Raw genomic sequence first — 21691 nt, forward strand, 5'->3', positions numbered from 1 at the left:
CGAGGCCGGCACCCCGCGGATGGGTGACCTCAAGGACCGGCTCGGCGTCACCGGCAGGTCGATCACGTCCCTCGTCGACGGCCTGGAGGACGAAGGGCTGCTCAAGCGGTGTGACGATCCCGGTGACCGCCGGTCGATCCGGCTCGAGATCACCGCCAAGGGCCACGAGCACCTGAGCGAGATCAAGGCGCTGCACGACGCCCACGCGGAGCTGACGTTCGGCATCCTCAGCGACGCCGAACGCGCCACGCTGGTCGACGTGCTCGGCCGGTTGCGCGACCACGTCGCCGGCCGGTTGCCCGAACCCGACCGGTAAAACGAACCGACAATTCCATACCGGCAGAAAACCCGCACTAATCACCATTCCCGTTGCTCGTGAGAATGATTCGTGCTCATGATGTCGGCATGGTTGATTCGATCGCGATCACGGCCGATCTTTCCGATCCGGAATTCCTGCAAAACCCCTATCCCGCCCTGGCCCGGCTCCGGCGCGAAGCCCCGGTCGCGCGCGTCCGGACCGCGTTCGGGTTCGACGCCTGGCTGCTGACGGAGTACGAACTCGTCCGGGAGTCGCTCGCCGACCCGCGGCTGGTCCGCAACGTGCCGGGGGAGGTGGACCCGATCCGGCAGGGGATCCCGGGTGGCGGGGCCGCGGTGGCCGGCCGCGACTTCGTCCCGCCCAGCGTCCTCGACACCGTCGACCCGCCGGAGCACACGCGGCTGCGCGCGCTCGTCCAGCCGGCCTTCACCAGCCACCGGATCGACGGGCTCGTCGGCCGGATCGAGACCGTGGTCGCGCCCCTGATCGACGAACTCGCCGAGACGCCGGAGTGGGACGTCATCCCGCGGATCGCCTACCGCCTGCCCCTGGCGGTGATCGGGGACCTGCTCGGTGCGCCGCGGGGCGACGACCTGGAACTGATGCGGATCATCGCCGGCTTGCTCGCGGAAGACACCGACGAGGACAGCTTCATGGCCCACCGCGTCGCGCTGCACTCGCTGCGCGACTACCTGGTCGCGCTCATCGCCGAGAAGCGCCGGCAGCCCGGTCCGGACCTGACCAGCACTCTCGCCGAAGCCGTGCCGGCGTCGGACGAGGTGGCCGGGTACGAACTGGTTTCGCTGCTGGTCAACATCGTCGTGGCCGGTTACGTGACCACGGGCAACATGATCGGCAGCGGGGTGGCCGCCCTGCTGACGCACCCCGGCCAGCTCGCCCTGCTCCGCGAAGACCGCGCGCGCATCCCCTCGGCGGTCGAGGAGTTCGGGCGCATCGAGGCGCCGTTCACCTCCGTGCTGGCCTTCGCCGCGGAGGACCTGGCGTACGGCGAGGTCGCGATCGAGCGCGGTGACGCCGTGATCGCCTCGCTGACCGCGGCGAACCGCGACCCCGCCCGGTTCGCCGACCCCGACCGGTTCGACATCACGCGCACCGACCACGGGCAGCTCGCCTACAGCCGCGGCATCCACCGCTGCCTCGGCAGCCACCTCGCGCGCGTGGAGCTCGCGGTCTTCCTCGAGCTGCTCCTCGACCGCTTCCCGGTGCTGGAGCTGGACTGCGCCCCGGAAGACCTGCGGTGGCGGGCCATCGGCGAGATCCGCGGGCTGCGGGCCGTGCCGGTCCGCACGGCCTGAGCGGGCTACGCCTCCCCGGCGTGGATCGGCGCCCGGGCCCGCAGGCCGGTCCAGTTCCGCTCGACGTAGCCGAGCGCGGACCGCCGGTCGGCCGGCCCGGACGCGATCCGCCAGCCGGCCGGCACTTCGGCGAAGGCCGGCCACAGCGAATGCTCGTTCGCGTCGCCGACCAGGACCAGGTAGCGGCCGTCCTGGTCTTCGAACGGGTTGGTTCCCACGAAGTTCCCTCCACACCAGAGATGTTCCCGGCCCGGACCGGCCGGGCGCGGCTACGCGTCGACCAGGCCCTCGTCCTCCGCCGCGACGAGGGCATTGGCCCGGCGCACCGCGACGCGGTCGACCTTTCCCGCGGTGCTGACCGGGAACCGGCGCCAGCGCACGAACCTGACCGGCGCGTGCGTCGGCGTCATGTGCCGGGACACGTGGTCCCGCAACGCATCGAAGCCCGGTGGGCGGTCCGCGGCCAGCACCACCCCGGCGTGCAGCTCCTCCACGAGGTCCGCGCGGCGGTGGCCGTAGACGCACGCGTCGACGACCCCGGGGTGGCCCACGAGCACCTTCTCGACCTCCGTCGGCGCGATCTTGGTGTCGTGCACCTTGACCACGTCGTTCATCCGGCCGAACAACCGCAGGTAGCCGGCGTCGTCGAAACTGCCGTAGTCCCCGGTGCGCACCCAGCCGTCGCGCAGCACCGCCTCCGTCAGCTCCGGATCGGCGGCGTAGCCCCGCATGCCGTACGGGCTGCGGACGGTCACCTCACCGACGTCGCCCACCGGTACCTCCCGGCCGGTCTCCGGATCGCGGATGACGACGGCGATGTCGGGCCGCGGCCGGCCGACGGTCGTCCGCAGCGCGGGATCGCCGTGGCCGTCGGCGGGCAGCATGGCGATCGGGCCGGCCTCCGTCGTCCCGTAGGCGTAGTGCAGCACGCCCGGGAAGACGGCGAGCGCCTGCTCGACGCGTTCCGGGGACGCCGGGCAGCCGCCGTAGAGCAGTCCCCGCAGGGACGACAGGTCCGCCGAGCGCGCGGCGGGGTGGCCCGCCAGCTCGTAGAGGAGCGGCACGCCGATGAACGTGTCCGTGATCCGGTACTTTTCGATGTCCCGCAGGAACGGTTCCGGCTCGAACCGTTCGCGCAGCAGCACGCTGCCGCCGGAGGCGATCGCCACGTCGGCCAGGACGCCGCCGGTGTGGCTGGCCGCGCTCACCACGAGGAAGTGCTTCGGTTCGTCCGCGCCGGCGAGCACGAGGTCGTTCCACGCGGCGAAAGGCTTGTACACGCCTTTGGGGCGGCCCGTGCTGCCGCTGGTGTAGATCACCGTGGAGCACTCGGGAGCCTGGGGCTCGAACTCCATCCGGTAGTGGCCGAGCGGCCGGCCGTCCACCGTCACCGTGTCGCGGATCGGCCGGCCCACCCCGCACAGGTGCGGCTGTTCCGGCAGCAGTGCGGCGATCTTCCCGACCCGCTCGGCGTTCGCGTCGTCGAACACCACGAACGACGCGCCGGTCTCCCGGATCATCCGGGCCCGGGCCGCGACCGGGAGCTCGTGCGTCACCGTCCCGTGGTTGGCGCCGCTGATGTGCACGACGACGGCACCGAGCAGGTGCGTGGCGTACCGCGCCACCAGCATCCACGGGCTGTTCACCGCGGTCAGGATCGCGACCGTGTCCCCGGGACCGGCGCCGGCTTCGTGCAGCGCCGACGCGACCCGCAGGACCGCGTAGCGCAGTTCGGCGGCGGTGAACGTCTCGTCGCGCCAGCGGAGGACCGGCCGGTAGCCGTCCCCGGCCAGTTCGCCCAGGATGCGCGCGACGTAGTGCCCGGGGGCCGCCGGCTCAGTGGCTGACATGGCTGTCCCACTTCCCGTTGGAGGTCTGGAGCTGCTGCCGGTCGAGGCCCCGGGGCGGGCGCGACCAGCCCGCGACGTAGGTGCCCTGGCCGGTGATCGCACCCGCCCGGTCGTCGACCAGGAATTCCGCCACGTGCGCGACGCCCGCCGAGTAGGGCTCGGTGCCGTCGCCGGCCGAGCTCAGGCGCGGGCGGGGGTTCGTGGCGCACGCCCGCGGCGCGATGTAGTTCGCGGTGATGCCGAACGCCGCCAGCTCGACCGCGAGGGTCCGGGTGAACCCGATCAGGCCGGACAGCACGGTCTGCGCGTCGCGCCACTCGTCGTCCCCGGTGCCCGTGGCCAGGCCGACGTTGATGACCCGGCCCCACTTCCGGCGGGCCATGTGCGCCGTGGTGGCCCGGCAGCAGACGAACAGCGAACGCAACCGCCGCCGGACCGTGCCGATGTGGTGCTCGAGCGACGGCGACAGATCGGCCGGCACGCCGAGCGGGACGCCGGTGACGAGGACGGCCGGGCTGCCGAGTTCGGAACCGGCCGCGCGTACCGCGCTCTCGAACGAAGTGCTGTCGGCGCAATCGGCTTCGAGGGCGACGCACTGCCGGCCGGCCTGCGCGATCTGCCGGGCCGTCTCTTCGAACCCGGTGAGGTCGGTGTCGATCAGCGCGACGTCGAATCCGCCGCGGGCGAGCCGGACCGCGGCCGCCGGGCCGACGTCGTCGTTCGCGCCCGCGATGACGGCGACCCGGGTCACCGGGCGTCCGGCTGCTGCAAGGTGCGTCGCATGGCGATTCTTTCTGGTCGTTCGAATGCCGAACCGTGCTTTCCGGCCAAGGCTAAGCAACGCACGGCGAATCGGGCCATGCGGTTCCGGTGGAAAGAAGAAACTTCGCCACCGGCAGTTTCCCGGCAGATGCCCCGATTCACTGGCCGGGAAAGTCCGGCGGTCCGCATCCTGGGGAAAGTGGTGTTCGAAAACCGGCTGCGCCGAACAGAGGAGTCCACCGTTGCGAGTACTGTTCACCACCCTGTCCGGCGTCGGCCACCTGTTCCCGATGGTGCCGCTGGCGCAGGCGTTGCGGGACGCGGGCCACACCGTGCTCGTCGCCGGTGACGACGAGTTCGCCCCGGCGGTGCGGGGGGTGGGCCTGCCCGCCACCGCCGTGCTGCCCCCGAGTGACCTGTCCACGCTGCTGAAACCGCCGACGGGCGTCACCTTCGGCCGGTTCGACCCGCAACGGGCGGCCGAGGGCAGCGGACGGCGGTGCGGGGAGGCGGCCGTCCGGGCGCTGCCGGCCGTCCGGCGGCTGGTGGGGGAGTGGCGTCCGGATCTGGTCGTTTCCGAGCCCATGGAGCTGGCCGGCCCGGCCGCCGCGACCGAGGCCGGCGTGCCCTGGGTGCGGCACCACTGGGGGCTGTTCCCGCCGGAAGGCATCCTGGCCGCCGCGACCGCGTCGATGGCGGCCGCCGGGCTGCCACCGCTGGCCGAGCCCGTGCGGACGCTCGACATCTGCCCGGCCGGCCTGCAGTTCCCGGCGGAGGTGCCGGTGACCCCGATGCGGTACGTCCCGCACCACCGGCCGGCCGACGTACCCGCCTGGTTGACCGACGGCGCGCCGGCCCGGCCGCGGGTGTGCCTGACGATGGGCACCATGCTGCCCCGGCGCGACCCGGAGGTCGCCCCGCTCTGGCGGCGGCTGCTGGACGAATTCCTCGGGCACGGCCACGAAGTGGTCATCGCCATCGACCCGAAGGACCGGTCGGTGCTGGGCGACCTGCCCGACGGCGTGCGAGCGGACTGGGTGCCGCTGGCCGTCCTGCTGCCGACGTGCACGGCGATCGTGCACCACGGTGGGATGGGGAGTTCCCTGACGGCCGCGACGTGCGGCGTGCCCCAGCTGGTCATCCCGCACTTCGGCGACCAGTTCCGCAACGCCGGCCGGCTCACCGAAGCCGGCGCGGGCATCAGCCTGTCCCGGGCCACGGAGGACCCGGCGGAGATCGCCGCGGCGGCCGCCGGAGTCACCGACGCGGAGGCGCTCAAGGAGGTTTCGCGGCGGCTGGCGGCGGAAAACGCGCTCCGGCCCAGCCCGGCCGAGGTGGCCGCGGAGCTGGCCGAGCCCGCGACGACGCCGACGGCGTGAATCGAGCTGCCGGGCGGCGGTGGAGGAATCCTTCACCGCCGCCCGGCAGCGCCGTTCACCGGGGGAGCGCGGGCTCGCCCGCCGGAACGTACCGATCGAGCAATGTGGACAGATACCCCGGCCCGAAGCCGAACGTGCCCACTTCGGGCACCAGCCGCCGCAAGCGGTCCAAGCTGACCACCGGGGTGCTCGCCGGTCCGTGCACCACCCGTTTGACGGCCGTCGTGCCGAGCCGGGTCTCGATGCCGGCGATGATGCGCTCGACCGGGACCGGCACCCCGGACGCCACGTTCACCACGGTGTCGCGCACGCCGGCGCGCAGCAGGCCGTCCAGCGCGGCGAGGACGTGGCGGACGTCCACCAGGTCCCGGGAGACACCGCGGCGCACGAGCACCGAACCGGACCGGACCTGGGCGATCAACGCCGGCAGCAACTGGTGCTCACGTTGGCCCGAGCCGACGAGGTTGCTCAGCCGCAAGGTCAGCCAGCCGGCCCCGCTGGCCGCCAGCACCGTTTCCAGCGCCAGCTTGTGGCGGCCGTACGCCGAAGTGGGGAACACCGGCCCGGTCTCGGTGCCCGGTGACGGCGTCCCGTACAGAACCGGCGACGCCGTCGAAAAGAACAACGCCAGCCGGCCGCGGTCCCGGCACTCGAGCGCGACGCGGTACAGCAGCTCGGCTTCGCGGTCGAATTCGGCCGCCGAGTCCACGATCGTGCTCGACACGCCGGCCGCGATCGCCGTCACGCCGGGGTGCCGGTCGCCGAAGTGCGCACGCACGTGCGTGGCCAGGAAACCGCCGCCGATCACCTGCATCGCGGCCGGGCGCTCACATCAGCGCCCGCAGCGCCGCGACCAGCGTCCGGGCCTGGACGTTGAGGTAGTGGCGGTGCTGCAGCAGCACGGTCAGCTGGCTCAGCGTCAGCCACTGGAACTGGCCGTCCGGCCGGACCGAGAACCCGTCGTCGACCTCGAGGATCACGTACCGGCTCCGAGCGTCGTAGAACCGGCCGCCCTCCTCGGAAAACTCGACGTCGAACCAGGTCCGCTCCGGCCGCCGGGCGCGCACCAGGTCCACGTAGGGCGGCTGGCTCTCGGGGGGCAGGTGCCGGTAGTTCTCCGGGACGCACTGCACCGTGGGCGCCAGCTCGACGACGTCCAGGTAGCCGGGCTCGACCCGGGCGTTGATCAGGGCGTGCATCACCCCGTCGAACCGCTTGACCAGCAGCGCGACGATGCCGACCCCGTGCGGCTCGAGCAACGGCTGCTGCCACGAGCCGACCTCCCGGCAGCCGGCCCGCACGTCCACGGCCATGACGCTGAAGAACCGGCCCGACTCGTGGGCGATGGCGGAGTCCGTCCGGTGCCAGCGCTCGATCTCGCGCAGCGGCACCGGTTCGGCGTCCAGCTCGTGCTCGGTGTGCATCCGGGTGATCCAGCTGAGCACCTCCGCCGTGGTGTGCAGGCTGCCCGAGCTGCCGTCCGCCGAGCGGGCGATGGCCGGGCGCGCCGCACCGCCCCGGTCGGCCGCCGCCGGCAGGCAGGACAGCACCGTCCTGGCGTCCATGTTGACCACGTTGTCCAGGTGCAGCAGCCGGTGCAGCTGCCCCAAGGTGAGCCAGCGGAAGTCGTCGCCGTCCTCGACCTCGGGACCGACCTCCACGACCATGTTCCGGTTGCGCTTGCGGTAGAACCAGGCGCCCTGCTCGGACTGCAGGACGTCGGCGATGACCTGCCGCGGGTCGGCCGGGGCGAAGTGTTCCAGGTAGGGCACCACCCGGCCGCCGTGCACCCGGGTGTAGTTGCTGCGGGTCGCTTGGACCGTCGGCGCGAGCTGCAGCCCGTTCGGGTTGCCCGGCTCCGCCTTGGCCTGCATCAGGCAGTGGAGCACGCCGTCGATCTCGCGCACGGCGATGCCCAGGATGCCGATCTCGGGCTGGTGGATGATCGGCTGGGACCACTCGCGCACCGGCCCGAAGTCGCTGCGCACCCGCAGGCCCTCGACCGAGAAGAACCGGCCGCTGGCGTGCGCGAGATTGCCGGTGTCCGGGTCGAAATCCCAGCTGCCCAGCTCGGCGAAGGGGATCCGCCGCACCTCTTGGACGTGGTGCGGCCGCCGGCTTTCCAGCCACGCCGTCACTTCCCGGTGGGTCAGCACCCCGTCGAGCGTCGCGGCGGACTCGGCGATGCGCTCGGGCAGCGAAGCGTCGGTGTGGCGCAGCAGCCCGGTGGACATGGCCATCGGCATTCGGATCCTCCGTTACGCCAGCAGGACCGGCAGTTCGGCGAGCCCGCGGAACGCGGGGATCTCGACCCCGAGCCAGGGCACCTGCGCGGCGGGCACCGCGAGCCGGGTCCCCGGGAAGCGCGTGAACAGCGTCGACAGCGCGATCTGCGCTTCCATCCGGGCCAGCGGCGCGCCGAGGCAGTAGTGCGCACCGTGGCCGAAGCCGAGGTGACCGCTGGTGGCGCGGCCGAAGTCGACGGTGTCCGGATCGGGGAAGCGGGCCGGGTCCCGGTTGGCCGCGGCGATCGCGATCTGGACGAGCGCGCCCTGGGGGATCACCTCGTCACCGATGCGGATCTCCTCGGTGGCGTACCGGAAGGTCGCGTTCTCGGCCGGCCCGTCGAAGCGCAGCAGCTCCTCGAGCGCTTGCGCCATCAGCGCCGGCCGCTCACGCAGTTCGGCCAGCCGGTCCGGGCGCTGCAGCAGGTGGAAGATCGAGTTGCCGATCAGGTTGCCGGTGGTTTCGTGGCCGGCGAACAGCAGCAGCCAGGCCGACGACACGAGCTCCCGCTCGTCGAGCCGGTCGTCTTCGCGAGCGCTCACCAGCGAGCCGATCAGGTCGTCGCCCCGCTCGACGCGCTTGCGGGCGATGAGGTCCACCAGGAACTCGTGCAGCCGGCCCTCGGCCTCCTGCTGGGCGCTGGTGGACTCCTCGTCGAACCCCGTGTGCGCCACCGTCGCCGACCACCGCTGCACGTCCGCCCGGTCCGCTTCCGGCACCCCCAGCAGCTCGCAGATCACCGTGATCGGCAGGGGGAAGCTGAACGCGTCCATCAGGTCGACCGGTTCCCCCAGGGGGATGCCGTCGAGCAGCTCGTCGGTGATCGCCTGCACCCGCGGCCGGAGCGCTTCGACCCGGCGCGGGGTGAAGGCCAGGTTGACCAGCCGGCGCAGCCGGGTGTGCTTGGCCCCGTCGGAGTTGATCATGTTGTCGTCGAGGTGCACCGAGCTGTCGCCGAAGATGGCGACGTAGGCGTCCCACGCGCCGTACATGTCCTTGCTGAGCCGGGGATCGGCGAGTGCGGCTCGGGCGTCTTCGTAGCGGGTGATCACGTAGGCCGGGAACCCGTGGGGTGCCGTCACCGGGCACGCCGCGGCCGACTCGCGCAACCGGGCGTAGGTCGGGTACGGGTCACGGCGGAAGTCCGCCGTGAACATCTCCGAAACGGGGCTGCTGCCCGCGATCTCCGTCATCCGATGGCTCCCTTCGCGTCGAACCGGACCGGCAGCTCGTAGACCGAGCGCAGCAGCAACCCCGAACGCCAGCGCAGCTCGGCGGGCTCGACGGCCAGCCGCAGGCCGGGCAGCCGGCGTACCACGGCCGAAAGCCCCGCGGTGCTCACCAGCTGGCCCACCTTCTGGCCGAGGCAGTTGTGCGTGCCGATGCCGAACGCGATGTTGAGCTCGCCCTGCCGGGTCACGTCGAGCCGTTCGGGCTCGTCGTAGTGCCGGGGATCCCGGTGCGCCGCGGTGATCACCGGGCACACGACGGCGCCCTTCGGGATCACGGCGTCGCCGTACCGCAGGTCCTTGGCGGCGAACCGGAACGTCGCCGTCTGGGTCCCGCTGTCGTAGCGCAGCAGCTCGTTGACGGCGTTGTCCATCAGCTCCGGCCGGGCCCGCAGCAGTTCCAGCTGGTCCGGGTGGGTGAGCAGCGAGTGCAATGCGGTCCCCAGGAAAGCGGTGACCGAGTCGACGCCGGACAGCACCATCGTGACCACCATGGCCAGCAGTTCCTGCTCGGTCATCTCGTCGCGGTCGTGGGCCCGGACGAGATCGCTGATCACGTCGTCGCCCGGCTGCGCGCGGCGCAACCGGATCACCTCGAGCACGAGGTCGCGGATCTCGTACTTGATGCGGTCGAAGTCCTCGGAGTGGTGCTGGTAGCTGGGGCTGGTCAGGTTGCGGCCGAGCTCGCGCAGCCGGGCCCAGTCGGCCGGCGGCAGCACGTGCACCCCGACCAGCTCGCCGATGATCCCGTCGGCCAGCGGCGAGGCGTACCCCTCGATCAGTTCCGCCTCGCCGTCGGCGGCGAACTTGTCGATCAGCTCGTCGGCGAGCCGTTCCGCCGGCTCCTGCAGCGAGCGCGCCTGCCGCGGCGTCATGTTCTTGGAGATCACGCGGCGCAGCCGGGTGTGCTCGGGCGGGTCGAGCATGGACAGGTTGCGGTGGAACGGTTTCAGCTCCGGGTCCATCAGCTGGTGCGCCGCGAGCGAGCCCTCGGTGACCGAGCTGCGGTCCTTGACCAGGTCGGGATCGATCAGCGCCGCGCGCACGTCGTCGTAGCGCGTGAGGAACCAGAGCCGGTTCAGGCCGCCCGGGTAGAACCGCTGGGAAACCCCGTCCTCCTCCCGCATGTGCTCGTAGGTGGCGTGCGGGCAGGCCACGAACTCGGGACTGAAGAGCTCGGGCACCGCGTCCTGCTGGGTCATCGGCTTTCCTCGTCGGTGAAGGTGACGGGCAGTTCGCGGACGGCGCGCAGCAGGATGCCGGGCCGCCAGTCGAGGGTGTCGGGAGGCGCGGCGAGCACCAGATCGGGGAGCCCGCGCAGCACGGTCTCGAGCGTGATCCGCGTCAGCATCCGGCCGAGTTCCGCGCCGAGGCAGTTGTGGATGCCGTGCCCGAGCGCGACGTGGTGCTTGGCGTCCCGCGTGATGTCCAGCCGATCGGGGTCGGGGAACTGCCCGGGGTCGCGGTTGGCCGCGGCCAGGGTCAGCGCGACGACCGCGCCGCGGGGGATGACCGTGCCGCCGAGCTCGACGTCTTCGCTGGTGAACCGGAACGACGCGGTCTGCATGGCGCCGTCGAACCGCAGCAGCTCCTCGACCGCCTTGTCCATCAGCTCGGGGCGGGACCGCAGCAGCTCCAGCTGACCGGGGTCGAGCAGCAGCGCGAGCAGGGCGTTGCCGAGGAAGGCGGCCGTCGTGTCCATGCCGCCGAGCACGAGGGTGACCACCAGGCCGAAGAGCTGGTCGGCGGACAGTTCGCCGCGATCGGTGGCCGCGATCAACGCACTGAACACGTCGGGCCCCGGGTGCTCGCGGCGCCGCGCGATCAGGACCTCGACCATCGCCTTGATCTCGAACTTGATTTCGTCGTAGTCGACGGTCGTCGCGCTGTTGTCCGGGGTGGTCAGCCGGTTGCCGAGCACCCGCAGCCGGTTCCAGTCGAACCCGGGCCAGTCGTCCTCGGGCCGGGAGCCGAGCATTCCGCCGATGATGTGGTAGCACAGCGGAACGGCGAGCTGGCCGACGAGCTCCGCTTTCCCGTCCGGCCGGAACCCGGCGACGAGCTGGTCGGCGTAGGCCGCTGCCTTGTCCGCCATCGCCCGGATGCGGCGTGGGGTGAACTCCTTGGCCACCAGCCGGCGCAACGTGGTGTGCTCCGGCGGGTCCAGCATGATCAACGTCCGGTGGAACGCGGCCAGTTCGGGGTTTCCCCGCCCCTTGGCCAGCCCGCCCGCCGACACCGATTCGCGGCTCTTGCGGAAACGTGGGTCGCGGAACGCCGCGCGGACGTCTTCGTAACGGGAGACGAACCACACCTGCATACGCTCGCCGGCGTACCGCTTGCAGGCCACCGGTTCGTTTTCGCGGAGTGCCTGGTACGTGGGATAGGGATTTGCGGTGAACTCTTCGCTGAACAATGCGGGAGCGTCTGTTTTCGGCATGGTCACCTCGAGTGGCCTGACGGGAAAAAACTCGAACTCGACGTCACCGACGACCTTATTGGCTCACCACGTGCCGGACACCTGAGAGAACGGCAGCAGTGTTCCGGCGGTTTCGGTGCACGTTCGCGCCGGCGCTCCTTCCGGTCCGGCGCGGCGGTTCCGCGGGCCTCTCGGGCGAACTTGGATAAAACGGACTTAGGCGACATCAGTACCTTGACAACATGTCAGACGCATTGATAGACAAACTCATATCTTCCGAACGAGACCCTCCGAGGGTGCGCCATATGGAGATCGACAGTCGGCCTCGGTCATCCGACGCCACCCAGCTGTGTGCGCGCCACCCGGAGCAGCCCGGTGAGCGGGACGGGTCCGCGGATTCCCCTTCCTGTGCCGCCGGGTTCCGGCTCGCGGCCGACCGCGAGCTGCGCGGCCGTTCGCCGACGTCCGCTTGATCCCCGCTCTCGCCGGACCGTCCGGGCACCCTCGGTGCCGAGGTCCGGTGACCAGAGAATTCCACGACGTGATCTCCGGGCAGGGAGATCACGGTACTGTGGTACAAGTTGACAACTGGGGGTTGGTAACCGGGGTGAAATTCAGCGCGAACTGAATTGATTGGACAGCTCACTCCGTCGGGTGTCGGAGTGTGCGCAATAGGTGATCGCGTGCTGGGGCGTTGCCGGGAGGCGCGGACTGGGGGCGCGTGGTTGCCGATCAAGGGTACTCGCGGTTCGGTCGGCTGTTTTTGCGATGGGACCGGCGGGAAATTCTATGGGGGCCTTGTGTTCGAATCAAACGAATCATTCAGAGTTGAATTGCGGAGATTGCGCATCAAGTCCGGCGTCACGCAGGAAGAATTGGCGGAGGCGTCGGGTATCAGCGTGCGGGCGATCAGCGACCTCGAGCGGGGCCGGACCCGCCGTCCGCAACGCAAGACGGTGGAGCTGCTGGCCAGCGGGATGCGCCTGGACGAGCACGACACGGCTCGGCTCGTCCACGTGGCCCGGAAGTCCACGTTGCAGGTGTCGCTGCCGCACGCCGTGGCCGGCGCGGGCCGGTGCGGCCACGACGAGGCCCGTTTCGAGCCGGGGGAACCGGGCCGGATCTGCGAGCTGCCGCCGCGGCTGCCGGGACCGCACACCACACTGCCGGACTACCCGGTGCTCGACGACTTCCTGCAATCCGTGGCCGCGGCCGAGACGTTGGCCCCCGCCAACGGCAACACCGCGTTCATCGTCGGGTCGCCGTGGGTGGGCAAGACGACGGCCGCGGTGCACGCGGCCTACAAGTGGCGGCACCTGTTCCCGGACGGTCAGCTCTTCATCGACCTGAGTCCCGACGGCCAGTCGGCGATGCGGCCGCTCGACGTCGTGCGGCGGTTGTCCCGCTCGGTCGGCGCGCCGGTGGCGGAGGGCTCCGACCTCGAATCGGCCGCCGCCGCGCTGCGCAGCTTCCTGGCCAGCCGCCGGCTGCTCATCGTTCTCGACAAGGTGGTCAGCGAAGCCCAGGTTCGCGAGGTGCTGCCGGGCGTCAGTGCGAGCGCGGTGCTCGCGGTGTGCCGGCGCCGGTTCCCGGCGCAGGCGGGCATGCCGACGGTCTCGGTCGAGCCGCTGTCGGTCGGCCTGTCGGTGGCCCTGCTGGCGGCGGCGCTCGGCGAGCAGCGGATCAGGGACGAGTACGACGCGGCGATCGGGCTGGCCACCCTGTGCGGCGGGCTCCCGCTCGCGCTGCAGTGGGTCAGCGGCCGGCTGCTGCGGAATCCACATTGGACACTGCACCGGATGTTCACGGCGCTGATCAACCCGCAGACGAGGAAGGATCTGATCGGTTCCTGCCAGAGGGACCTCAGCGGCCGGTTCTACACCCTGTATGAAGAGTTGTCCCCGGACACGCAGCGCGCGTTGTGCGCGCTGTCGCACATTCACGCCGACGAGTTCACCTTGGACATGGCGGCCGCGGTGCTCGGCACCTCGGTCGACGACGCCGAGCGGATGATCGAGTACCTCATGGAGTGGCAGATCATCTCGGTCCACTACGACTCGGCGCGTGCGGCCGCGTTCCGGATAAACCCGTTCGTCCGTACGTTCGCGGTGAGCGTGTCGGAGACGAGCGACCCGCTGGCCGACCTCGAGAACGTCCGCCAGCGGGCGACGACAGTCCTGGGCATCCAGGTGTGACCGCCGGCCGATGACGCCGGATCGCATGGCGGGGGGACAGCCGTGCGGTCCGGCGTCACCGACCCAGCCACCCGCTACGCCAAGCTGCCACTGACGTGCGCGGCCGCTCCCGCGTCGGCACCCGGCCGGGGAAGGTCTCGGCGGCTACCGCGGTTCGGACACGCCTGCCTCGAGCACTGCGAGGTCGCGCACCGCGTAACGGTGGTGTTCGGCTTCTTCCTTCAGCACGACCTTGAGGCAGCGGCGCACGACGTACTCCTGGTCGGGATACGGGTCGGCCGGCTTGCGCCCGCACACCCGGTCCAGTTCGGCCGCGGTGAGGCCGTCGACGACACGCCGCATCGTGGCCATGCGGGCCTTTCGCGGCGCGAGCACCTCGTCGAGTGTCGGGGTGGCGTCGAGGGTGAGGCCGAGCTTCGCCGCCTCCTCGGGCGGCGTCCCGCCGGCGGGGAAGCCCAGCGGGTGGTAGGGCGTTTCCTCCTCGAGCACGGCGTTGCCGAGCCAGGCATCGGAGGCGAGCAGCAGATGCCGTTGTGTCTCGACGAACGACCACTCGCCGTCGACCCGCTCGTGGAGTTTCGCGTCGGGCAACAGCCTCGCGCGGTCGAGCGTCGCGCTCCACAGGGTTTCGATGGCGTCCCACGCGGCCCGGTAGTCCTCGGGGGACGCCGCGTTCCGTGCCAGCGCCCGTGCGGGGTGGCGGCGGTCGAGTTCGGCTTCGACGTAGGCGGTTACGTCGATGTCGTTGACGACGACGCGCTCGAAGTCGCCACCGAGGTAGACGTCGCTGCCGTAGCAGTCGACGATCTTCAGGCCGTTCACTTCGCAGTCGCGGATTTCGAGGCCGTCGAGGGTGCACAGGTGGATGCGAGCGCCGCGGAACTGGTCGCTCTGGGCGTATTCGGAAACCATCGGAGCAGTCTTGCGCACCGTGCGGGGGTTCCGCCCATCGGTCGAGCGAGGTCGACTGACGTCCTGGCTCCGGCTGCCTTGGTGCACACTGGGCCGGTGCCCACGCCTTCTCAACCGGATCGAGAGCCGCGTGACGTGGACTGGTACGCGCCTCGTCTCGGGCTCGTCGTCCTCTCTTTGCTCGGGCTGTTCCTGATCGTGTTCGTCACCCTGGGCGACACGCTGCGGCCCGAGTCGGTGGTGCTGCTCGGCGTGGGGTTTCTGCTCTGCGTCCTCGGTGTTTTCCTGCTCAAGGCCGCCAAAGTGGACGCCGAACAGTGGGAAGACGACGGCGAACGGCGCGTCGGCGAGGGTCGGTCTGTCGATGAAATCTCGGCGTACCTCCGGAGTCCGGACTTCGACGACTTCGGCACCTGGACGGCCCGGCTCGCCCTGCGCGTACTGGTCGAAGAAGCCCTTGCCGATCCCGCGGTGGTCAGAGCGCTGGCGAACGAGCAGCTGCAGCGGGAGGACGCCAGGCGGAGCCTGCTCGCGAACGACTCGCTCACCGGGCGGATCCGGATCGAACAGGACCGTTCGGTCAGCGTGGACGAGCACCGGTCACGTCCGGCCGTGCACCAGCTGGTCCGGCTGGCGAACCTGCCCGCCGGGCACTACGGCTGGCTGGCCACCGTCGCGGTGCTCGACGTCGGGTACATCTCGCTGATGCGCGCCGCCTGGCCCCTGTTGCCGCTGCCCTGGCGGGTCGTGGTCGTGGTCGGGTTCATTTCGGTCGCCGTGCTGTCGGCTCGGACGATCGGCAGGCAGGCGCCCGGGGTTCTCGGCTGGACGGGCGACGAGACGGCCACCGAGCCGCATCCCGACCTCCTGCGCTTCGGTGACCGGCACGAGTACCTGCTGGCGGAGATCGTGGTGCCGGCCGTGCACGAATTCGTCCGCGCGAACCGATCGGTCCGCTTCGGGACGCGGCTCGTCCACGCCGACATCGGGGGCCTCGACGAGACCGAGGACGGGGAAACCGTCATAACCGCCGGAGCGGAACGGCTGCGGCGCATCATCGAGCGAGCCGGCTCCGGAGCCGTGGCGCTCGCCGGCTCACGGGGCGTCGGCAAGACGACCGCCATCAAGGCGGTGCGGCAAGGAAGGCTGAGCGCCGGGGGCTCCCGGCCGCTCGTGGTCATGGCTTCGGCGCCCGCCAACTACGAAGCCCGGGACTTCGTGCTGCACCTGCACGCACTCCTGTGCCGGACCGTGATCGACAAGACGGACTTCGCCTTGTACCCCCTGTTGCCCGGCGGGCCGGACGGCCGCCGGGCAGCCATCCGCCGGGGTGCCGGCCGGGTCGTCCGGTTCCTCGTCTTCGCGCTGGTGTTCGGTGGCCTCGCGCTGCTGCTCTGGGGCGGCTCTCCGGTGACGGCACTGCGCGAGGTCGGCGCGCTGGGCTCGGCCGCGGTGGCCGGCCTGCCGTCCTCCGCTGACGTCCTGTGGACCGGTCAGCCGGTCGCGCACCGCATCGCCTGGGGGTTGCTGGGGCTGGTCGCGCTGCGCGCCGTCCTGGCGCTGCTCATCGCGCCGGTGGAGCTGCTCGTGCGCTACCTCCGGCGCCGGCGGCACGACGAACTCTTCCACCTTCGCAAGTCGGCTCTCGAACAGCTGGCGGAGACCCGGTTCCTGCAGACGCACACCAGTGGCTGGTCGGGCAAGCTGAGCCTGCCGCTGAAGGGCGAGGCCGGCCGGACCTGGTCGACGCAGCGGGCCGAGCAGCAGCTGACGCACCCGGAGATCGTCGAGAAGCTGCGGTTGTTCGCCGAACTGAGCTCCGAGGTACTGCGCGAGAACGGCGTGATCGACTGCATGGTGATCGCCATCGACGAACTGGACAAGATCGGCGAGCCGGAGAAGGCGCAGCAGTTCATCAACGACATCAAGGGCGTCTTCGGCGTTCCCGGTTGCTTGTTCTTCGTCTCGGTCTCCGATGACGCGGTGCACAACTTCGAGCAGCGTGGCCTGGGTGTCCGGGACGCGTTCGACAGCGCGTTCTCGGAGATGGTGCGCCTGGAGCACTTCACCCTGAACGAAAGCCGTCAGTGGGTGGCCTCGCGGGTCGCGGGAGTGACGGAACAGTTCTGCTACCTGCTGCACTGCTTGTCGGGCGGCCTTCCCCGGGACCTGCACCGCTACACCGTCGAAGTGATCGACGTGGCCGCCAGGGTGCACGAGCCGAGCCTTGCCGTGGTGGCCGAAACCCTGGTCCGGAAGGATCTTTCCAGCAAAGTGCACGCCCTCGTCGCCCACCTGAGCGGCTTGGAAGCCTCTTCGGAACAGCTGGCATTCGTTGCCAAGCTCCTCGCCGTCCGCGACACCGAGAACGTGCTCGAGCTCGGACGAATGGCGCGGGAGCTGGTTCACGAGACCGAAGCCGATTCGGTGAACCGGATCGATCTTCTCCGGTGGAACGCCGGGTGCTCCGCTTTGTTCTGCGCCACGGTCCTGGAGGTCTTCGTCGACGACCTTGCCCAGGAGGCGCTCACCGAAGAGTTCCACGGGCTCGCTCTCGCCCGCCGCCAGATGCAGGCGCAGCCACACCTGGCGTGGCAGCGGATCGTCGACTTTCGCAAGGCGCGAGATCAGCGGTAATCTGGCTCCTGATGCCGGAATCCCGCCAAGCCTCCCCGCCACCCGCGAAGCCGGGAGGTGTGACGCCTCGGGGTGGGGGCTGGCTGCCGCACGGCTTTCACCTCGGTACGCACTCCCATCCCGATGGCCAGCTCGTCTACGCCGCCGCCGGGGCGTTGGCCACCACCACCGAGCGGGGGACCTGGGTGGCTCCCGCCAGCCGGGTCACCTGGACGCCTCCCGGGTTCGACCACTCCCACCGCTTCTACGGCCGGACCGATGCCCGGCTCGTCGCCATTCCGGCCGATGAATGCGGCAGCCTCGTCGCTTACCCCAGTGTGTTCGCGGTCAGCCCCCTCTTGCGTGAGGCGCTCCTCGCGCTCACCGGCCGGGACCGCCGGCCTCCTGAGGCCGAGAAGCGGCTGCGTGCCGTCGTGGTCGATGAGCTCGGTGAGACGCCTCAACAGTCCCTGCACCTGCCCGAGCCGCGCGATGACCGGCTGCGCGTCGTCACCGATCTGCTGCGGGCCGATCCCGGGCGGGCCACCACCCTGGCCGAACTGGGGCGGGCCGCGGGGGCGAGCGAGCGCACGCTCAGCCGTCTGTTCCACGCCGATCTCGGGATGAGTTTCCACCGCTGGCGCACCATCCTGCGCATCCACCACGCCCTCGTGCACCTCACCGACGGGCAGTCCGTCACCGACACCGCCGTCGCGTGCGGGTGGTCCAACCCGTCGACCTTCATCGAAGCGTTCAGTGCCGTCGTCGGCCAGACTCCGGGCCGCTACCAGGCCGGCCTCCACGGCGACTGACCAAGTTGGCGGCTTTCCGTCATCCGATGACCGGATCCCGGTGGTCGGTTACCCCTCCCGCGTCCACTGTGGTCACATGACCAAGACAGACGAAAACACCACCGTGGCCATCGTGGGTGGCGGCGTCGCCGGTCTCGCGCTCGGCAACTTCCTGCTGCGCAGCGGAATCGGCTGCACAGTCCTGGAGAAGCACAGCCGCGAGCACGTGGAAAACCGGCAGCGGGCCGGATCCCTCGACGCCCACGGGGTGCGCGTGCTGCGGGACTGGGGGCTGGGAGAGGTCGTCGAGGGCGGCATTGGCCACGACTCCGGCGACGTGGGGATGCCGCTGCTGATCGACGGGGAAAAGCGGCTGTGGAAACAAGACGCGGACGACGTCGACGGTGCGTTCTGCCCGCAGCAGGTCGTCGTCCGGAACCTCATCAAGGTGTTCCTGCGCGACGGCGGCGATCTGCGTTTCGAAGCGGAAGACGTTGCGCTGGAAGGCATCGACACCGACCGTCCGGTGGTCCGCTACCGGGACGCCGCGGGTTCGTCAAAGGCTCTCGGTTGCGATTTCGTCGCCGGCTCCGACGGCTATCAGGGCGTCAGCCGGACAGTCATTCCCGACGACGCGCTCACCTGCCACGCCCACGAGTTCGGGTACGCCTGGCTGACCGTCATGGCCGGGGTGCCGGCGGATCCCCCGGCCGTGCTGGCGGTGCACTCGCGCGGCTTCGCGGCGCAGATCACCCGGGGCCCGGAGGCGAGCCGGCTCTACCTGCAGTGCCCGCTGACCGACACCGTCGACCAGTGGCCGGACGAGCGCGTCTGGAATGAGCTCGGCACCCGGTTCGGCGAACCCGTGGCGCCGGGGCCGATCACGAGCAAGCAGGTCGTGCCGCTGCGCGGGGTCGTGTTCAGCCCGATGCGCCACGGCCGGCTCTTCCTCCTCGGCGACGCCGCGCACCTCATTTCCCCGATGAGCGCGGAGGGGATGAGCCTCGCTCTCCACGACGCCGAGACGCTGGCCCGGGCGGTCGTCCGCCACGTCGAGAAGGACGATCCGAGCCTGCTCGACAGCTACTCCGACACCTGCCTCGGCCACACGTGGGAGCGTCAGGCGGCCGCGGTCTGGATGACCGAGACGATGCACGACTCCGGCGATGCTTCGTACGAAGGGGAGTTCCGCAAGCAGGTCGCGCGGAAGAACCTGGAAACCATGGTGGAGCCGGCGGATCGCGTTTCCGGCTGACCGGACGGGGTCAGCGCAGCCGGCGCAGCGCGGCGTCGGCGCAGTCCTCGGGGGTCCGGTCGAAGGCGATGGCCGCACCCGGTGCCGCCTGGTGCACCAGGTTGAGCACCGTTTCGAAGAACTCGAGCAGCGGTTCGTGCGTGCGGATCCCGGCCCCGATCACCACGCAGGCGTAGTCCGCCCGGGTCAGCGCCGCCTCGATCGTGCCCGCGGGATCCGCGTCGAGGTCCACGAGGCACCAGTCCGCGTCGAGGCCGAGGTCGTCGAACCGGGCCCGGCCACGGCCGATCGCCGCTTGCACCGGCGCCGGGTCCCAGCCCTGGATCTTGGCGGGGTCGAGGCCGACCACCAGTACTCGTGCCACTGCTTCCTCCCGGCCACTGCGCGCTGACGCCGATCGTGCCACACGGTCCGGCGGGAAACCGGCCCAGGTTCCGCCGACTGACTCTTGACGCACAGCCGGTAAGCGCCCACAATTCAAACGTACGACAGAATGTTAGCGCTAACATTAGGCCTGGTTTCGACGACGAAGTCGGAGAGATGCCAATGAAGCCGCATTGCCGGACCGCCTCCCGATATCGGGCTGAGCGGCCGAACTCGCGTGAACGGGCGCACGTCGGCGCTCACCGCGTTCCGAGATAGCAGTTCCCGCACCGGATCCACCCGTGCGCGCACGGGTGTCGAAGCTGTGTCCTTTGTGCTCACTCGCGCCAGTGCGCCCGCTTCTGCTGCCGAACGAATTCACGCCGGCTGCACCCCTGCAACGGAGGAACAGAAACATGACTCCACGGCCGAAGAATCGCCGTTCGCGGATGATTTCCCGGACCGCCGCCGCGGTTCTCACCCTCGCCGGAGGGCTGGTCGCCACCACCGGTACGTCGCAAGCCGCCACTCAGGGGCCGTGCGACCTCTACGCGAACGGCGGCACGCCCTGCGTCGCCGCGCACAGCACCACCCGCGCGCTCTACGGTGCCTACAACGGCGCGCTGTACCAAGTCAGGCGGGCGTCGGACAACAGCACCCGCGACATCGGCCCGCTCAGCGCGGGTGGTGTCGCGAACGCCGCCGCCCAGGACTCCTTCTGCGCCGGCACCACCTGTCTCATCACCGTCATCTACGACCAGACCGGCCGGAACAACCGCCTCACGCAGGCGCCTCCCGGCGGGTTCAACGGCCCGGCCGCCGGCGGCTACGACAACCTCGCGAACGCGACCGCGGCGCCGATCACCGTCGGCGGCCACAAGGCCTACGGCGTCTACGTCGCGCCCGGAACCGGCTACCGCAACAACAACACGAACGGCGTCGCGACCGGTGACCAGCCGGAGGGTATGTACTCCGTCTTCGACGGCGCGCACTACAACGGCGGCTGCTGCTTCGACTACGGGAACGCCGAGCGCAACAGCCGGGACAACGGCAACGGCACGATGGAGGCCATCTACTTCGGCAACATCAAGGTCTGGGGCTACGGCACCGGCAACGGCCCGTGGATCATGGCCGACCTGGAGAACGGCCTGTTCTCCGGGGTCAACCCCGGCTACAACGCCAACGACCCGTCGATCAGCCACCGGTTCCTGACGGCGATCGTCAAGGGCGAGCCCAACCACTGGGCGATCCGGGGCGGCAACGCGCAGTCGGGCGGCGTGTCGACGTTCTACAACGGGAGCCGGCCCAACGCGTCGGGGTACAACCCGATGAAGAAGGAAGGCGCGATCATCCTGGGCATCGGCGGCGACAACAGCGTCGGCGCCCGCGGCACCTTCTACGAGGGCGTGATGACCTCCGGCTACCCGTCGGACGCCACCGAGAACGCCGTGCAGGCCAACATCACCGCGGCGGGCTACAGCGTCGGCAGCGCGAGCAGCGGGCTGACCCCCGGCTCGACCGTCTCCCTGCGCGCGACCACGGCGTGCTGCACCGACCGGTACATCCACCACACGGGCACCACGGTGGACACCGCGGTCGTCGGCAGTTCGAGCTCCGCGACCGAAAAGGGCAATGCGTCCTGGATCGTGCGGGCCGGGCTGGGCAACGGATCGTGCGTGTCGTTCGAATCCAAGAACACCGCCGGGCAGTACCTGCGGCACCAGAACTTCCAGCTGTACCTCAACGCGAATGACGGCAGTTCGCTGTTCGCCCAGGACGCGACGTTCTGCCCCGAAGCCGGCCGCAACAGCCAAGGCACGTCGCTGAGGTCGGCGAACTACGCCGACCGGTACGTCCGGCACTACGCGAACGTCGTCTACATCGCCAGCAACGGCGGTTCGAACACGTTCGACAACGCCACCTCGTACAACGACGACGTGAGCTGGCTGGTCAGCGCGCCCTGGACCCCGTAGCCGGGCCGGGTACCGGGGCCACGCCC

At 70.6% G+C, this 21691-nt stretch carries 18 protein-coding genes; 8 read left to right on the forward strand and 10 right to left on the reverse strand.

Going from position 1 to position 21691, the window contains the following annotated elements; all coding sequences use genetic code 11:
• Both QQ657_RS52195 and QQ657_RS52200 read left to right on the forward strand, forming a co-directional pair.
• The coding region (locus QQ657_RS52195) for a MarR family winged helix-turn-helix transcriptional regulator (RefSeq protein WP_284749934.1) at positions 1–316 on the forward strand (316 nt) is incomplete at its 5' end.
• A gap of 89 nt (positions 317–405) precedes the next feature.
• The gene (locus QQ657_RS52200; protein ID WP_284749935.1) at positions 406–1635 is read left to right on the forward strand and encodes a cytochrome P450; all 1230 of its coding nucleotides are present in this window, start codon (positions 406–408) and stop codon (positions 1633–1635) included.
• 5 nt (positions 1636–1640) lie between these two features.
• Here QQ657_RS52200 and QQ657_RS52205 read toward each other — a convergent pair whose 3' ends face one another.
• The 3 genes from QQ657_RS52205 to QQ657_RS52215 are packed head-to-tail and all read right to left on the reverse strand — an operon-like array spanning position 1641 to position 4236.
• The gene (locus tag QQ657_RS52205; RefSeq protein WP_284749936.1) at positions 1641–1853 is read right to left on the reverse strand and encodes an MbtH family protein; all 213 of its coding nucleotides are present in this window, start codon (positions 1851–1853) and stop codon (positions 1641–1643) included.
• 51 nt (positions 1854–1904) lie between these two features.
• A complete protein-coding gene (locus tag QQ657_RS52210) occupies positions 1905–3485 on the reverse strand; it encodes a class I adenylate-forming enzyme family protein (protein WP_284749937.1) in 1581 nt (526 codons plus the stop codon).
• Positions 3472–4236: an SDR family NAD(P)-dependent oxidoreductase gene (locus QQ657_RS52215; RefSeq protein ID WP_284749938.1), complete on the reverse strand. Its 765-nt coding sequence runs from the start codon at positions 4234–4236 to the stop codon at positions 3472–3474. The genes QQ657_RS52210 and QQ657_RS52215 overlap by 14 nt, the downstream gene beginning before the upstream one ends.
• Before the next feature lie 253 nt (positions 4237–4489).
• Between QQ657_RS52215 and QQ657_RS52220 the strand changes: the two genes are divergently transcribed.
• Positions 4490–5626 carry a nucleotide disphospho-sugar-binding domain-containing protein gene (locus QQ657_RS52220; RefSeq protein WP_284749939.1) on the forward strand — a complete coding sequence of 379 codons (1137 nt, stop codon included), beginning with the start codon at positions 4490–4492 and terminating at the stop codon, positions 5624–5626.
• A gap of 55 nt (positions 5627–5681) precedes the next feature.
• On the opposite strand, the gene QQ657_RS52225 is transcribed toward QQ657_RS52220, so the two are convergent.
• From QQ657_RS52225 to QQ657_RS52245, 5 genes are read right to left on the reverse strand one after another with little or no spacing between them, the layout of a single operon-like run.
• Positions 5682–6440 (reverse strand): NAD-dependent epimerase/dehydratase family protein, encoded by a 759-nt coding sequence (locus tag QQ657_RS52225; protein ID WP_284749940.1) that lies wholly within the window; start codon positions 6438–6440, stop codon positions 5682–5684.
• A 13-nt stretch (positions 6441–6453) separates the two neighbouring features.
• Positions 6454–7866, reverse strand: coding sequence for an NDP-hexose 2,3-dehydratase family protein (locus QQ657_RS52230; RefSeq protein WP_284749941.1), 1413 nt, complete (start codon positions 7864–7866; stop codon positions 6454–6456).
• Between the two features lie 18 nt (positions 7867–7884).
• Complete coding sequence (locus tag QQ657_RS52235) at positions 7885–9105, reverse strand: cytochrome P450 family protein (protein ID WP_284749942.1); 1221 nt, start codon at positions 9103–9105, stop codon at positions 7885–7887.
• Complete coding sequence (locus QQ657_RS52240) at positions 9102–10343, reverse strand: cytochrome P450 (RefSeq protein WP_284749943.1); 1242 nt, start codon at positions 10341–10343, stop codon at positions 9102–9104. The genes QQ657_RS52235 and QQ657_RS52240 overlap by 4 nt, the downstream gene beginning before the upstream one ends.
• A complete protein-coding gene (locus QQ657_RS52245; protein ID WP_284749944.1) occupies positions 10340–11581 on the reverse strand; it encodes a cytochrome P450 in 1242 nt (413 codons plus the stop codon). The genes QQ657_RS52240 and QQ657_RS52245 overlap by 4 nt, the downstream gene beginning before the upstream one ends.
• Positions 11582–12360: 779 nt before the next feature.
• Between QQ657_RS52245 and QQ657_RS52250 the strand changes: the two genes are divergently transcribed.
• Complete coding sequence (locus tag QQ657_RS52250; RefSeq protein ID WP_284749945.1) at positions 12361–13755, forward strand: helix-turn-helix domain-containing protein; 1395 nt, start codon at positions 12361–12363, stop codon at positions 13753–13755.
• Between the two features lie 144 nt (positions 13756–13899).
• Here QQ657_RS52250 and QQ657_RS52255 read toward each other — a convergent pair whose 3' ends face one another.
• Positions 13900–14667 carry a DinB family protein gene (locus QQ657_RS52255; protein WP_284749946.1) on the reverse strand — a complete coding sequence of 256 codons (768 nt, stop codon included), beginning with the start codon at positions 14665–14667 and terminating at the stop codon, positions 13900–13902.
• Positions 14668–14763: 96 nt separating this feature from the next.
• On the opposite strand from QQ657_RS52255, the gene QQ657_RS52260 reads away from it, so the two are divergent.
• The 3 genes from QQ657_RS52260 (at position 14764) to QQ657_RS52270 (ending at position 19329) form a co-directional block, all read left to right on the forward strand.
• Positions 14764–17304 (forward strand): hypothetical protein, encoded by a 2541-nt coding sequence (locus tag QQ657_RS52260; RefSeq protein ID WP_284749947.1) that lies wholly within the window; start codon positions 14764–14766, stop codon positions 17302–17304.
• Positions 17305–17315: 11 nt separating this feature from the next.
• On the forward strand, positions 17316–18095 hold the full coding sequence (locus QQ657_RS52265) for a helix-turn-helix domain-containing protein (RefSeq protein WP_284749948.1): 780 nt from the start codon (positions 17316–17318) through the stop codon (positions 18093–18095).
• Positions 18096–18171: 76 nt separating this feature from the next.
• Positions 18172–19329, forward strand: a complete 1158-nt coding sequence (locus QQ657_RS52270; protein WP_284749949.1) for a 4-hydroxybenzoate 3-monooxygenase — start codon at positions 18172–18174, stop codon at positions 19327–19329.
• A gap of 10 nt (positions 19330–19339) precedes the next feature.
• Here the strand turns inward: QQ657_RS52270 and QQ657_RS52275 are convergent, their stop codons facing one another.
• Positions 19340–19693 (reverse strand): hypothetical protein, encoded by a 354-nt coding sequence (locus QQ657_RS52275; RefSeq protein WP_284749950.1) that lies wholly within the window; start codon positions 19691–19693, stop codon positions 19340–19342.
• Positions 19694–20141: 448 nt separating this feature from the next.
• Between QQ657_RS52275 and QQ657_RS52280 the strand changes: the two genes are divergently transcribed.
• Complete coding sequence (locus QQ657_RS52280) at positions 20142–21665, forward strand: alpha-L-arabinofuranosidase B (protein WP_284749951.1); 1524 nt, start codon at positions 20142–20144, stop codon at positions 21663–21665.
• Positions 21666–21691 lie beyond the last annotated feature (26 nt).

Origin of the sequence: Amycolatopsis ponsaeliensis (assembly GCF_030182635.1) — a bacterium.
Classification (GTDB): domain Bacteria; phylum Actinomycetota; class Actinomycetes; order Mycobacteriales; family Pseudonocardiaceae; genus Amycolatopsis; species Amycolatopsis ponsaeliensis.